Annotated in this window: 9 protein-coding genes; 3 read left to right on the forward strand and 6 right to left on the reverse strand. The window is 35.4% G+C overall.

What is annotated here, in order from left to right; all coding sequences use genetic code 11:
- Positions 1–157: 157 nt before the first annotated feature.
- Positions 158–1,045, reverse strand: coding sequence for a LysR family transcriptional regulator (locus tag PL77_RS28635; RefSeq protein ID WP_044213139.1), 888 nt, complete (start codon positions 1,043–1,045; stop codon positions 158–160).
- Between the two features lie 159 nt (positions 1,046–1,204).
- Between PL77_RS28635 and PL77_RS28640 the strand changes: the two genes are divergently transcribed.
- Complete coding sequence (locus PL77_RS28640) at positions 1,205–1,939, forward strand: SDR family oxidoreductase (protein WP_044213140.1); 735 nt, start codon at positions 1,205–1,207, stop codon at positions 1,937–1,939.
- Between the two features lie 48 nt (positions 1,940–1,987).
- On the opposite strand, the gene PL77_RS31220 is transcribed toward PL77_RS28640, so the two are convergent.
- The 4 genes from PL77_RS31220 to rpiB form a co-directional block, all read right to left on the reverse strand.
- Entirely contained in the window at positions 1,988–4,414 is a 2,427-nt protein-coding gene (locus tag PL77_RS31220; protein WP_052444821.1) for a BNR-4 repeat-containing protein, read from the reverse strand.
- Between the two features lie 57 nt (positions 4,415–4,471).
- A complete protein-coding gene (locus PL77_RS28650; protein WP_082026788.1) occupies positions 4,472–6,922 on the reverse strand; it encodes a BNR-4 repeat-containing protein in 2,451 nt (816 codons plus the stop codon).
- 1,333 nt (positions 6,923–8,255) lie between these two features.
- A complete protein-coding gene (locus PL77_RS28655; RefSeq protein ID WP_044213142.1) occupies positions 8,256–8,732 on the reverse strand; it encodes a DUF4293 domain-containing protein in 477 nt (158 codons plus the stop codon).
- A gap of 21 nt (positions 8,733–8,753) precedes the next feature.
- Positions 8,754–9,182 carry a ribose 5-phosphate isomerase B gene (rpiB, locus tag PL77_RS28660; protein ID WP_044213144.1) on the reverse strand — a complete coding sequence of 143 codons (429 nt, stop codon included), beginning with the start codon at positions 9,180–9,182 and terminating at the stop codon, positions 8,754–8,756.
- Between the two features lie 232 nt (positions 9,183–9,414).
- Here rpiB and PL77_RS28665 point away from each other — a divergent pair, with 232 nt between their 5' ends.
- Both PL77_RS28665 and PL77_RS28670 read left to right on the forward strand, forming a co-directional pair.
- Positions 9,415–10,083, forward strand: a complete 669-nt coding sequence (locus PL77_RS28665; protein WP_044213146.1) for a hypothetical protein — start codon at positions 9,415–9,417, stop codon at positions 10,081–10,083.
- A 343-nt stretch (positions 10,084–10,426) separates the two neighbouring features.
- Positions 10,427–12,958, forward strand: coding sequence for an AAA family ATPase (locus PL77_RS28670; protein WP_044213148.1), 2,532 nt, complete (start codon positions 10,427–10,429; stop codon positions 12,956–12,958).
- 149 nt (positions 12,959–13,107) lie between these two features.
- Here the strand turns inward: PL77_RS28670 and PL77_RS28675 are convergent, their stop codons facing one another.
- A complete protein-coding gene (locus tag PL77_RS28675) occupies positions 13,108–14,784 on the reverse strand; it encodes a hypothetical protein (protein WP_044213150.1) in 1,677 nt (558 codons plus the stop codon).
- Positions 14,785–15,034 lie beyond the last annotated feature (250 nt).

Below are 15,034 nucleotides of genomic sequence, written 5' to 3' on the forward strand. Positions count from 1 at the left end.
TCAGAAATCTCCTGATTTCTAAACACTATTAATAACAAAAACTTAGTTTACAATGTATTAAACTTAGGAAATATGTAGTTTTTCTTCAATATATGGATAAGAAGTAATACCTATAAATATGCTGTATTAAGATCCTTAGATATTAAAAAAGAGTTCATCAATCCGTATAATGTTTTATCAACATCTCAAAAAACACCTCCTGTTTTTTATGGGCTATTAAATAATATTCCCGATCAGGATAATCCTCCGATTCCCAGATTAACTTTAAGGATTGATCCTCTAAAAATGTTTGTACATTTTCCTTTAATGCAATTGCTACTCCTTCAATTTCTGTCATTTCTTGAAGCATGAAATATTCATTTGGAATAATGTAATTCGTGAAAATTTTCGGACGTTTTTTATTGAAACAATGTAACCAAAAGAACTTTATAAAAGGATTGGTAGACATGTGGGAAAACCACGTTTGATGTTCCAACCATTTTTGAATTTTCATTAAATCATTGTTCTGGATATGTATATCCAATTCCTCTGTATTTAGATTAGGGTTTCCTACAATGACCAATTTTGATGAAGCAATTTTGTGTGATAAAACATCAAAAGTTTGATAGTCCTCCCTTACAATAGCGGCGTCAACTTCTCCTTGATTGACTAAGTCAAACAGCTTTTTATTATCATTTTCAAAATGCATTGTGAGGTGTTGGAAAGCAGAAAGCATCTTACCCGAAACAAAACTTTTGTAAAGATCCTCACTGATACCAAACGTATATTGTCGCTCCTCTTTTTTTACTGACCTACTATAACTCGCCTCTACTTTTTCAAGCGTATCCAACGATTCAATAATAAGGTTGTTGAGGAACTTTGCATACTCTGTTGGGACGACCCCTTTTGATTTTCGGGTAAATAATTTATGTCCGACAGCTGCTTCAAGCATACTGATCTGATTACTTACTGTAGGTTGTGTTAGAAATAATTCCTCAGCTGCTTTCGAGTAATTCTTGTGTTTATAAACCGCTTTAAAGGTGCGATACCATTCTAGATTAACCATATTGATATTAATATTTTTATATCATGAGTAAAATTAAACGATTTCATTTTATATCACAAGCCCTCTACATTTGTATCAGATCCTAGGGGAAAAGGAAAAAACAAAATTCCTTTAACGCTAGAGATTGAAAAATACATTTAAACATTAAACACAAGAAAAATGAAAAGAATAGCATTAGTAACAGGAGCAAATAAAGGGTTAGGTTTCGAAACTTCACGTCAATTAGGTGCTAAAGGAATCAAAGTATTGATGGCATCTAGAAGCCAAGAAAGAGGTCAAGCAGCGGTTGAAAAATTAAAAGCGGAAGGGCTAGATGTGGAGTTGGTGAAATTGGAAGCTACTCAAGATGCAGATGTAAAAGCATTGCAACAAAAAATCGAATCGGAATACGGTAAATTGGACATCTTGGTGAACAATGCTGGTATTATTCACTCAGAAGAACCACTAGGTGTCAACACTTCTGAAGGCATTTCTGCTGCGACGCTACAAGAAACGTTTGACGTCAACTTCTTCAGCGTTGTAAATCTTACGCAAGCATTATTACCCCTTATCAAAAAGAGTGATGCAGGAAGAATTGTAAACCTATCGAGTATTTTGGGTTCGAATACAGAACAAAGTGATGTAGAATCACCTTACTACACTGTAAAACCATTTGCTTATGATGCTTCTAAAACAGCCTTAAACTCTTTCACTGTTCACCTTGCAGCGTCGCTTGAAGGAACAAATGTAAAGGTCAACTCTGCTCATCCTGGTTGGGTAAAAACGGATTTGGGTACTGAAAACGCTCCTATGGAAATCGTAGATGGTGCTAAAACTTCTGTAAGCTTATCGTTATCTGAAGAAACTGATTTCAATGGTCAATTTATTCATATGGGTGAAGCTGTGGCTTGGTAATTATATATCGAAAATGATGGTGCCCACTTTTTACATGGGCACCTATTTTTATTTGATCATTAATTTTTTATCATAATGATTTCCTTCTTGATCAATTACTTTGATAAGATAAATTCCTGTATCAAATGTAGATCCTTTAGATAATTGTATTTGCTGAGAAGCATTCAATTGTTGATATACTTTTTGACCATTCATATTATAAATCAAAACATCAGCGTTTACCATCTCTCCCAAATGAATAGTAAATGTGCCATTAGATGGATTAGGGAAAACCGTAACCGCTGAAGTTTCTTCCTCAATGAACGATGAACCACGTTGACGGGCTGAGGACGATCCAGAAGTCAATACCTCAAACTCATTGATACTGACCCAATCACCAGTATAATTATGAGCTCCTTCAATAATCAGTTTTACATAACGGCCGGTAGCGTTGAAATTATCAGTTAGCGGTTGGGCAGTACTTGTATTTCCTGTTTTATCCACCACCGTATTAAATCCAGTGCTTGCTGAATTAGACACTCGAATTCTATATTGATAAGCTCTATCCAAATACGTCCACATTTTAGTACCCGTGATATTTTGAGTACTTCCCAAATCAAACACTACTGTTTTAGAGAAACCTTGAGCACTCCATCGAGAATCATCACTCACGTCACCATCTAATAAGTTTGTCGCTACATTAGGAGATTGCTCTGCTGTAACAGATTCAATTGTCACATTCACTGATTGTACATTGACAGTAACACTTGAAGCTATAGTACTCTGGCCGTCTTCATCATAAGCAACGGCATCAATAGTGTATGTCCCTGTAGTAGTTGGAGTCCATGTTACTGAATACGGAGTCGTTTTGTCCTGTTTGTAAAAACCGTTATTCACTCTAAAATTCACTTTTGAAACTGCTTGATCATCAGAAGCATTGGCTGTTAATGTGACCGTAGTACCTGGTTCAACGGTAAGATTATTGGCAGGAGCCGTCATGCTGACTACAGGCGGTGCATTTTGAATATCTAAATCTATGATTTGAAGGTATGTTGGGTGTGTATCATCAGTATCATTTCCTTTAAGATAATAGTATAATTTCCCATCACTGATATGTACAATCCCTTTTGTAAACGTCTTACCTGAAGTTGCTTTATAAACATTTGTGATATTGTTTGTACCACCTTCTAATTTGTCAACAAACACTCTACCTCCACTCAGACCAATCATATATACATCATTTCCTGAAGTGTAAAGTGCATCGGCTCCATTGAAGTTAGTGGTTACTGTAAAGTTAGAAGCCCCTGCCGGTTTGTAACTATGTATATACTTCGTGACCTTATACTGATCATCTCTTACTTTACTGATGATATGTACATCCCCTCTTTCAGTAACGGTCCAATCAAAACCACTTACGATATAAACCATATTTCTGGCCGTAGTTTGAACATAATCTCCAGGTTCATATACTAATGCTTCTTGTGCTTTTACTAGCGGAAAAGTGATAGACTGTCCTTTATGGTTTTTCCATTGGGAAGCTCCTGTAGGATCATTAGAATAGGCATAGTATACCCCGTTTTGGTACTTGTATTTATCTGTACCATCTTTTAATCTACGTTGGAAACCAATACGCATTTTTCCATCCACGTATTTCATACTTCCATAAATACTCCAGTTGTGTGTCTCTCCTTTACTCCCTGCTCCTAAAGCATTGAACATCTTAAATCTCCCCCATTTCTTTTGAGAAGCATCGTACTTGATAAAAGCTTGTGCCCCATCATGAGAAGTACCTTTACGCATTGTCAAGAATAATTCTCCTTGATCATTTAGGAAAAACTTAGGGTAAGTAAACTTCGAGTAATGTGATGCATCTCTCTTGCCATCCATTGTACAATGCTTATAATCTCCATCAATGGGATCTTTTACAAACTTACTCAGTGTAAATTGTGAATCAGAAACCTCAGCAGCATTGGGTTGAGAATAAGAATATCTGAAATAATCATTCACAAATGATCCAGAATTACTGTAAGCATGCATATCATAAGCCAAGTGAATCGTACCGTTTATCGGGCTTATACCAATTGCAATTGTATTGTGTGTTTCTCCTAACCACCACTTACCATTGTAGCCAGTGTGCTGATGGGGAAACTCAATGGTTTTCTTACTTCCTGTTTGCGTATTGTACCTTGTCAACATCACATGACGGTTGTTTTTCCCACCTTTGTACCAAGTCATAAATACATAATGCTTATATGTTTTGATACAATCTCCATGAGGAGTCAGCGAACTTCCATATACATAATCATACCCTGTTGAGGAGTTGGCGGTATGGTTAATAGACACTTTGTTTCCATCAAAATATAAAGCTTGGCTCGTGATGCTTACTTCTTTTTCTAGTGTAACTTGTCCCATTGACACTCCGCTGATTAATAAACCAATCAGTCCAAATGCAATTTGACCTAGTCTGCTAAATTGATAATAAAAATTGTTTTTCATACTTCATTAATAATTCATACTTCTTATAGATAAAGCCGTCGTAACGTTCTTTTTTACTTATCTGATCATCAGTTTTTTGTCATAGTAATTTCCATCTTGGTCAATCACTCTAATCAGGTAAACTCCAGAATTAAAGGTTAATCCTTTTGATAATCGAAGAGACTGAGATGTATTTTGCTCTTGATGCACTAATTGACCTTTCATATTGTAAATCAAAATATCAGCATTTTCAATACCTTTCAAATCAATGGTAAATGTGCCATTAGATGGATTAGGGAAAACCGTCACTGCTGAGACTTCTTCTTCAATGAACGATGTGTCACGCTGACGAGCAGAAGACGATCCGGAAGTCAATACTTCAAACTCATTGATACTTACCCAATCACCAGTATAATTATGAGCCCCTTCAACAATAAGTTTTACATAACGCCCTGAAGCATTAAAATTATCATTCAACGGTTGAGTAGTACTTGTATTTCCTGTTCTATCCACCACCGTATTAAATCCACTAGTTGGTGAATTAGACACTCGAATCCTGTATTGATAAGCTCTATCAAGATAAGTCCACATTTTTGTACCGGTGATATTTTGAATACTACCCAAATCAATTACTACTGTTTTAGAGAATCCTTGAGCACTCCATCGAGAATTGTCACTCACATCACCGTCTAGCAAATTAGCTGCTACGTTTGGTACTTGTTGGGCAGTAACAGATTCGATCGATACATTAATGGATTGTACATTGACCGTTATACTAGACGAAATTGTACTCAATCCATCTTCATCATAAGCAACAGCGTCAATTGTATAAGTGCCCGCAGTGGTAGGTGTCCAACTCACTGAATATGGTGCTGTTCTATCTTGTTTGTAGAAGGCATTATTTACTCTAAAATTCACTTTATCTATGGAACCATTATCTGACGCATTAGCTCCTAACGATATTACACTACCAGGAGCAACTGTGATGTTATTCGTAGGAGAAGTCATATTGACTACTGGAGGGGTATTGGTAGGAATCCCTAAATCTATAATTTGCAGGTAAAGCGGTTGGGCATCGCCTGACTGACGTTCCATCATATAATAATAGACTTTTCCATCCTTGACATATACTTGACCGTGTCTAAATCTTTTTCCACTTGTTGCCTCATATACACGCGTAAAATTATTGGTGCCGCCTGTTCCTTTTTCAATAAATACTCTTCCTGAACTATTTAAACCAATAATATAAATATCATCGCCAGAGGTATAAATTCTTTCTGCTCCCGAAAAATTAGTAGTGGTTGTAAAGTTAGAATTGCCTGCCTTTTTATAAGTATGCACATTTTTAGTGACATTAAACTCATTGTCTTTGACCTTCCCTACAAAATGCACATCTCCATTCTCCGTTACAGTCCAATCAAACCCACTCACAATGTATACCTTGTTTTTTTGAGTCGTAGCGACCAAGTCACCCGGTTCGGAAATTTTGATTTTATCAGCATCAAGAAGTGGTAAAGAAAAACCTTGGCCTTTATAATTTTTCCAATTACTCGTTCCGTTCTGATTATCAGAATAGGCATAATAAAAACCGTTTTGATACTGGAATTTATCATTATTGTTACTTGATCTTCTTTGGAAACCGATTCGAATTTTTCCATTAACGTATTTCATATTGCCATATAAACCCCAGTTGTAAGGTTCCCCTTGTCCCTTTGCATTCAACACGTTGAAGCTTGTAAAGCTAGACCAAGTAGAGTTGCTAGCATTGTACTTACTAAACTTATAGGCTCCATTGTTATTCCCTCCTTCTCTGATGTATACAAATAGATCCCCTTGATCATTCAAGAAAAATTTAGGATACGTCAAACCTGAGAAATTGGCATAATCTTCACCTCCATTTAGACTCAAATGCTTATAATTACCACTTGGACTATTGACAAACAACGATAATTTAAATTGACTATCAGAGACCGTCGCCGCATTAGCGACAGAGTAAGAATATCTAAAATAATCATTACTCAAACTTCCATCTGATGGCTTTGTTCTGGAATAAGCATGCATATCATACAGCAAATGTATGGTACCATTCAAAGGACTTACCCCAACGGCAATTGTATTGTGAGATTCCCCAATCCACCATTTATTTTGGTAACCGGTATGTCGGTGAGGAAACTCAATTGTTTTTACCACACCCGTACTTTTATTGTACCTTGACAACATCACTTGACGATTGTTTTTACCTCCTTTGTACCAGGTCATAAAAACAAAACCATCAAACTCAGTGATACAATCTCCATGGGCAGAGATTTTTGGGCCGAAAAAGTAATCGTAGTCTGTTCCCGTATTTGAGGCAGAACCACCCACTTTCTGACCATCAAAATGCAAACCGATATCAGAAATTTTGGTTTCAGACTCAAGTGTCACTTGACCTAATACCATGGTAGGAAAATAACAGACACAAATTACCCATAGCAATGAATTAGATGTAATCCGCTTCGCTAAAACATTTAGATTAGCATAAATTTTCATAGTAAAATATTTAGATTAGTACAGCGAAAAATTTAGCAATACCCATTATGCTGCAAGAATAGGTATTGGCTATTCTTGAGATAACATTTCTACAATGCCGAGTCTGATTGTGTTGAATGAAAGTAATGCATAAGTAAAAGTGATTTGCTTCATCACTTTGTAATTGATGCTATTCAAAATAGAATTAAAGAGGGTAGTTTAGATTTTCTATCTTTTCATTTCATAATGTGTAAATTTCAATTTTACTTATCGTCTAACTAATATCATATGCTATAGACTTGATAAGTGATCGAAAATAATAATCAGAACTCCACTCCTCTAAATCAATTGCTGGATATACAATAAAGTCATTCAATTATTTTAAATTGAAAGTATACGGAATTGCCTTAAGTTATTGGACAGTGGTACCTACTGTACAAACAAAAGTGTATTCGTAATCATTTTAATCTGCTCAAACCTCAATACTATACTTCAATAATTGCACACTGAAGTAAGATTGTCGATCTGTTTCATAATCAGCTGGTTTAAAAGTAATGTTACTCAGAATTCCATTTAGATGTAATACATAAATTTCAATGCTAGCCAATTTCATTTCATCCTGTTTGAGTAGAGTTGATTCCTATTTCATTTTCTTTCTTTTGTACAAACCTGTAGGGTTTCATTAATTCATCTCAATCATCAATATACTCTTCTTCATAGCTTCTGACTAGCTGATTCAAATATGAACGTTCACTTAAAAAAAATCATCCAAAAAGCGTGAACTATAGTGTAAAAAATACATGTAATGGACTATTTGGCAAATATTAAATCATCATCTACAATTAAATACATTGTAAACTAAATTTTCATCAACTTTCAATCGCCTTTGTCTACAAGCTTTTATAGGGTCTACTTTCAAGTTTCCTTCTTCTTCATTTTTCCATTGATGAAAAACGAAGCAAAAAATCTAGGCTTTGAAGTCAAAAGCTAAATTTCATTCCTTTCGCCTAAATGATTTTAAACTCGCTGCGCTCAAACAGCAAAATCATTCTTAATGGCTCAATACATGAAATTCTTAACGCATTTCCCTTCAAGGCCGGGGTAGAACTACCAAACTAAAAGAGTAGTCATTCATATCATAAAGACCAGCAGAAATATCTCGATTTCTAAATATTACTAGTGTTCAAAAATTTAGTTTACAGTGTGCTGAATGATCTAGTGATGGAATGTAAGTGAGTAATTAATTCCCTATATATTATAGAGATTCGTTTACTTTAAATTTATCATAGCCAAAAAAAGGAATGCAGTTTTAAACCACATTCCTCTTTAATCTTTATCGATATATCAATTCAGATTAGTCTCTTAATCGACCACTGATTGAATCTTTCACTTTTTTCTCATCTTTTTGGATAAAACGATTAGCCATAGAATTGAATAAGATGGCAAAAACAGGTAAGAAGAAACCTATTTTGTATTGTCCTTGAACTCCATCCATTAACTCAGTGCCTTGCAAATAACCGTAGTACAGGTTTAAACCAATTACAGCAAATATCAAAAGGCTGTTGACTAAGTTTAGTTTCATTTGGTTCATTCTGTTTTTGAATGAAAACAACGAAGCTAAAGCCACAATACCTGACAATCCTGCAACTACTGCAATTGCGATAGTGTTTACTGATTCTACTAAATTACCATTTTCAGAAATGGTCAATTGCATCGCAGTTAACACAGCTTGTTTCGATTCTGTGGCTGATACCCAAATTTGTGATGAAACAATAGCACCCATCGCTACTGCCACCAACAAAAGAAAAATTGATTGTATTCTCTGAATCATGTTTGTTTGATTTGTCTTCCTTTATACAGGAATCTTGTCTACTCTATTTTGATGACGTCCTCCCTCGAATTCAGTCGAAATGAAAGTATCAACAATCTCAATTGCTCTTACCAAAGAGATAAAACGAGCTGGAATTGATACTACATTAGAATTGTTGTGCTGACGAGTCAACTGAGCCAAAACGGGTTCCCAGCATAAGCCAGCACGGATACCTTTGTGCTTGTTTGCTACAATAGAAACACCAATACCACTTCCGCAAATAGTGATACCAAACTCATACTCACCATTTTCTACCGCTTCCGCCAATGGGTGTACATAATCAGGATAATCACATGAAGCCGTTGAGAAAGGACCAAAATCTTTTACTTCGTGTCCGTTTGCTTCTAAATGCTTAATGATCTCTGCTTTATATTCAAAGCCAGCGTGGTCGCCACCAATTGCCAATTTCATTTTTTGACTATTTATTATTTAAAAATCAATGGAATGACAAGCAAATCACTATTGCTTAACTCATCATGAACGCAAATTTAACCAATTAATTTTCCTAGTTGATCAGTTGAGGTAAGAATTGCATCTTTTTTATTCAGTTTTTGCGTTCAAGTGTTAAATTTTGAACACAATTGTTTTAAAAGTCGATTTTTAAAGATTATTTTTGGCTCTCACTAATCTTAATAGTATCAACATGGTCACACTTGCCGAAGTAATAGCGGAACTTATCAACGAATCACCTTTTATTCAAGAGGGAATTGCAGAAGGTATTATTAATTACAGTGCCTTAGCTCGAAAATTCCACTCAGAAGTTGAAAAAAGATTCGGCAAAGAAGTACAACAAGGGGCCATTGTGATGGCATTGAAGAGGATGGCTCATAAAATCAATGCCACAGAGTTAGAAGATCAAGCGAAAGAATATATCCGACATATGGGTGATATTTTGGTACGTTCAGACCTTGTCGATTTCGCTTATAAAAACTCCCCTACTCTTATTCGTGCCCAAAAGGAATTACTGGAAATGGTGCAAAACAGTAACACCGAACTTTTCCATGCTTCTTCAAAAGGGATGCATGAAACCAACATTATCACCAGTAAATCTTTCGCACCCAAAGTAAAAGAACTTTTCTTCGGCGAAGAGAAACTCTCAGAGATTACAGAACTTGCCGCCGTCACCATGCGTATGCCAATTACTTATGATAAAGATGCTCCAGGGGTATTCTATTTTATCTTAAAGATTTTAGCGTGGAATAAAATCAACGTTGTCGAGTTCATTTCCACCAAACATGAGTTCTCTATTATTATTGAAAAGGAAGAAATCAATCATACGTTTAAGCTATTGCATGATATGAAAAATAGCTAATACCTAGATAAAAATATCATTCAACTTAACACTTCGTAAACTAAATTATCGTCAAATTCCAACCAATCTTTCTACAAACAATTAATAGGGGGTACTTTCAAACCAATTGGGTAGAAAGTCCACCGGTGCGAATGTTAAGCGATAGCGACATTCGTGTCCTATAAATCATCAGAAGTCTCACGACTTCTAAAAACTAGAATTAGTATATTTAAGTCTGAAATATACTTTTAAGTATAGGAGATGACAATAGAAAAAGGGCAATGTAATCAGACCTTAAAGCAACTCTTTATTTTAATATCACCTTCCTCATTTTTCTCTTAAGGATTCCACTTTTTGATTGATCATGGAAAAATTCAAAGGCATAGTACACCGCGTTACGTATCATAACAAAGAAAATGGATGGACGGTTATCAGGGTAAATCCCGCCGACAGACCTCATGAACAGATCACCGTTACAGTACATCAAGCCAACGTTTTTGCGGGTGCTACTTTGGAGTTTGAAGGTGAGTGGGTACATCACCCCAAATTCGGTGATCAATTCAAAGCACATTCTACTATTGAAAAAAAACCGGCGAGTTCGTCTGCCTTAGAGAAGTATATCGGGTCAGGTTTGATTTATGGTGTGGGACCTAAAATTGCCAAACGGATTGTCAATCACTTCGGAAAAGATACTTTAAGCGTTTTTGAAGAGAATATTGAACGGTTGACGGAAGTAACAGGAATTGCAACTACAAAACTGGATCAAATTAAAGCTTCTTGGACGGAACATCGTGAAATCAGAAATGTAATGCTATTCCTTCAGGAATTTGGGGTAAGCACGCTGTTCTCTGTCAAAATTTATAAGACGTATGGTAATGATGCGATCAAGATTCTGAAAGAAAACCCTTACCGTTTGTCAAAAGATATTTATGGAATTGGTTTTTTCTCAGCGGATAAAATTGCGTTGAGTATGGGGATTGCAAAGGACAGTCCGAAACGAATAAGGGCGGCAATCAGTCATGTACTTTCGGCAAGTAGAGAACAAGGGCATTGTTATCTTGAATTGGAAATTATCCATCAAAATGTAAAAGCATTACTCAAAGAAGATTTTAAGGAGCTCGTGATTTCTGAAATTGAGGCCATGGAAAAGGACAAGGACCTCTGTACTAGAATGAAGCAAATGGGTGAATTGGAAATCAAATGCTATTATTCTAAATCCCTTTTTTATGATGAATTGAATACTGCCAAAATTGTCAAATCCTTCTTATCTGAAAAAGTAAATGTGGATGCTGAACGTGTAAAAAGATGGCTGGATTTATTCAATTCCAAACAACAATTCCCTCTAAGCGATGAACAGTTTGATGCCGTCTACGGTGCAGTACAACAACCTTTCTCGATTTTAACTGGCGGTCCTGGATGTGGTAAAACGACAACGACAAAGGCTTTGGTGAGATTGCTTTTGGCCATGAAAAAGCGTGTTTTGCTAGCAGCACCAACAGGTCGTGCCGCACAACGTATGGGAGAAGTGATCGGAAGAGAAGCACAGACCATTCACCGTTTATTAGTATGGCAACCTAATACGGGACAATTCAAAAAGAACGAAGAAGATCCTTTGGAAGTGGATTTTATCATTATAGATGAATGCTCAATGCTGGATATTTCCATTTCAGCTTCTTTACTGAAAGCCATTCCAAAATCAGCCCAAGTACTCTTTATCGGCGACCCTAATCAGTTGCCTTCAGTGGGTGCAGGAAACGTGCTGAAAGATTTAATAGAAAGTGAAGTTGTACCCTGTTTTCACCTCAAAAAAGTATTCCGCCAAGCACAAGAAAGTCAGATTATTAAGTTTGCCCATCAGATCATAAAAAGACAAATTCCTAGAGTAGAATCTCCAATCAATACACCAACAGTATGGGAAGACAATATGGATTGTTTGTTTATTGATTCAGATGAAGCAACAAAAGAGCAAACGCAATTCATCAAGAAAATGACGCAATCAATGAAGTATGTCATCCAAAATGAAGGAGTTGCATTTGTCAAAGAAAAGGGAGCGGAAGGAGAAGAAGATACTTATAAATCCGTGACGCAAGAAGACGATATTTATATTCACACTACCTCTGAAAATGAAATTGAAGAAATCAAAAAAACAGGTGGAAGGTCTTTTGTATTTCATATCCCCAATCATTATTTACATGCTGACTTGCAAACTTTAATTCAATCAGAAGATCACGCTTCTGCTTTGAAAACCATTATGGAGGAAATTCACCCTTGGTCAAGTTTGCATTATGGATTTGTAGCGTCAGAAATGGTCGTAAGGCTCTATGGGAAAACGATCAAAGAGAAAGTAGGTTCCAACTTAGAAACTCAAATCCTAACACCAATGACCGTAGGAAGCATGGGTGCTAGAAACCTCAACCAATTGGTTCAAGCAACCTGTAATCCTGAAGCACAAGGAAAAGCGAGTCTTACCATTGGTGAGCGTATTTTCAGAATGGGAGATCGAGTGATTCAAAAAAGAAACAATTACGATCTTGAAGTGTTCAACGGTGACATCGGCAAAATTTCATCAATAGACACTTCCAATGTTCAACTTGCCGTTGATTTTGGTTCGGGTGAAAATGCCAAAACGGTATATTATGAAAAACAAGATCTCATCGACCTTGATCTGGCCTATGCCATTACAATTCATAAATCTCAGGGTAGTGAATTTGATGTCGTCATCATTCCTGTTGTCATGCAACACTTCAATATGCTCTACCAAAATTTGATTTACACCGCTCTCACAAGGGCAAAGAAAATGGCCATTTTTGTAGGAACTCGTAAGGCTTTTGGCATTGCAGTGAGGAATATTGATAATAGGGCAAGGAAGACAATGTTGAAGGAGATTTTGCAATAGAAAAAGTCAACTCACCTCAATAATTCGTAGTCTGATTTTACCTAATTCATACCTATAAAGCGCAAAAAAGGTTTAAGCCTCCGAAAAAAAGCCAACCTATTTAGAATAGATTGGCTTGTGATTTAAGTAGTACCTTATGTTGAAGGAATTTACAATGATTTCTCTTTTAATTGTAACGTAATCATTTTGGTTTTGAATACCTTCGATGCTAAGCCAATATATGAGTTTGGAGCATAGTCATTGAAGCTTTTCATCATTAACCAATGACCTTCAATCTTATCGTTTTTCAGAGGATAGATATCTTTCGACTCTATTTTACCATTTTCAAGTGAGATCTCACCATATTGCATTTTATCTACATTGACGTTGGCATACATAAAGCTCAAAACATCATCATTTTCAATTAAGAGCACTCCACCTGATAATGCTGCCCCTTCCTCTAATTTCTGGTATTTATGAAAATTACTAATCCAATGAATTTTCCCTTCTTTATCAAAGTTGACAAAGCAAATATCACCAAAAGTATACTTTGTACTTACATCTGTAGTCGCTATTCCACCAAATGTTGATGTAGAAGACGTCGTCATTGCTGTGAGGGCTTCTGATACAAGCGTAAATGTTCCATTGCTATTCGTGATCAGTTTTAAAGGATAATAAGAATTACCCATTCCAATCTCTTTTCCTTTCTCTAGTTTTTTTCTCAAATTTTCATCCTTTGAGACAAACTTAGATTCATACTTCGATGTTTTGGGATAATAACCCGAAGTCATGAAATCCACTTTATTCTTATTTGTAAACTCTATTTTTTTCTTATTTTTCGTTTTAAGAAAAATCGGGTCCATTAATTCGATGTAAAGACCATTAATTTTATACCCTTTCGTCTCTAGATTTGCATAATAACCGATTACACCTATTTGATCTTCGTATTCTGTTAAATACAAGCCTTTTAAGTATTCTTTATCGTTAGTAAAGGTCTTTACAATTGGGTTTCTTTTACCTTCAGAAAAGGAATATAATAAGTGGGCATAAGTGTTTTTCTTCCCAGAAACACGGTTAAAAATATTGAGTACTCCAGAATTCGAAAGAAGAATTTTATGATCCTTAAAGTTTTCAACTTTATCTAAACCAATACTTAATTTAGAGGTAAAATTATTTTTTCTGTATTGAGGTACTTTAGAGATCATAGACCATTTGCTATTGAATTGATGGTCAAAAACATGGACATAAGCATTTGAGTTTTCTGCTTTCCTATTAGAAGAAATAGAGTAGACACATAACAGATTTTTATCGTCAGATAACTTTATATTATATGTGCCTTGTTTACTGATTTTATCACTCCCAATTCTTTGTTGTGAAATTAAAATTGGCTTTTCAAAACCTGTTTGAGCATCATTTAGTCTCGTTCGATAAAGGCGATTCATACCTTTTGAACCTGTTGAATAAATCACCCAAATCACCCCCTCTTGGTCTTGATAAGTGAATTCATAATTTTTATCATTGGCACCATTTAGTGCCATCATTTTAATTTCTCCAAGTGATACTTCTTTAACTAAATCTAATTTTTTATTGTAAAAAGATAGATGGAGGGCAATTTTTGTCCCGATAGCAATGGGGTCCATAATTCCTACTCCTATAGCAGTCCCTTTACCTTTACCACTTAAGTAAATCAGATGTTGATCTGTCTTACCAACCAAATACATGTTAGATTCTGCCAACCCTTTACCATGTTTTTCTCCAGTGGTCATCACTGGTTCATATCTTAACTGTGCGTTTGCTGAAAGTGCTAATACAAAAATAAGTAGTACAGTTGAAAAATAAGTTTGCATAAATTTTAATTAAAATTGAAAAGATTAGTCCGCGAAAGTACAGTATTTCTTATTCTTTTAAAAATTGCTAATTGATCTTCTTCTGAAATTCTATTAAGTCATGAAAAACTGTACTTAGTTAGAAAAATTATAATAGCTCAGAGGACTTTAACCTGAACTAATTCATTCGTATTATGTTAATACAAAAACTATAGACTAATGAGATTTTTAATTCTATGTAGCTTAATACATTGTAAACTAAATTATCGTC

Source organism: Flammeovirga sp. OC4 (assembly GCF_000812565.1).
Classification (GTDB): Bacteria; Bacteroidota; Bacteroidia; order Cytophagales; family Flammeovirgaceae; genus Flammeovirga.

What these genes read in the sequence shown, in the direction of transcription:
- PL77_RS28635 (WP_044213139.1), bottom strand. Translation starts at nt 1,045, where the DNA reads ATGGTTAATCTAGAATGGTATCGCACCTTTAAAGCGGTTTATAAACAC.
- PL77_RS28640 (WP_044213140.1), top strand. Translation starts at nt 1,205, where the DNA reads ATGAAAAGAATAGCATTAGTAACAGGAGCAAATAAAGGGTTAGGTTTC.
- PL77_RS31220 (WP_052444821.1), bottom strand. Translation starts at nt 4,414, where the DNA reads ATGAAAAACAATTTTTATTATCAATTTAGCAGACTAGGTCAAATTGCA.
- PL77_RS28650 (WP_082026788.1), bottom strand. Translation starts at nt 6,922, where the DNA reads ATGAAAATTTATGCTAATCTAAATGTTTTAGCGAAGCGGATTACATCT.
- PL77_RS28655 (WP_044213142.1), bottom strand. Translation starts at nt 8,732, where the DNA reads ATGATTCAGAGAATACAATCAATTTTTCTTTTGTTGGTGGCAGTAGCG.
- rpiB (WP_044213144.1), bottom strand. Translation starts at nt 9,182, where the DNA reads ATGAAATTGGCAATTGGTGGCGACCACGCTGGCTTTGAATATAAAGCA.
- PL77_RS28665 (WP_044213146.1), top strand. Translation starts at nt 9,415, where the DNA reads ATGGTCACACTTGCCGAAGTAATAGCGGAACTTATCAACGAATCACCT.
- PL77_RS28670 (WP_044213148.1), top strand. Translation starts at nt 10,427, where the DNA reads ATGGAAAAATTCAAAGGCATAGTACACCGCGTTACGTATCATAACAAA.
- PL77_RS28675 (WP_044213150.1), bottom strand. Translation starts at nt 14,784, where the DNA reads ATGCAAACTTATTTTTCAACTGTACTACTTATTTTTGTATTAGCACTT.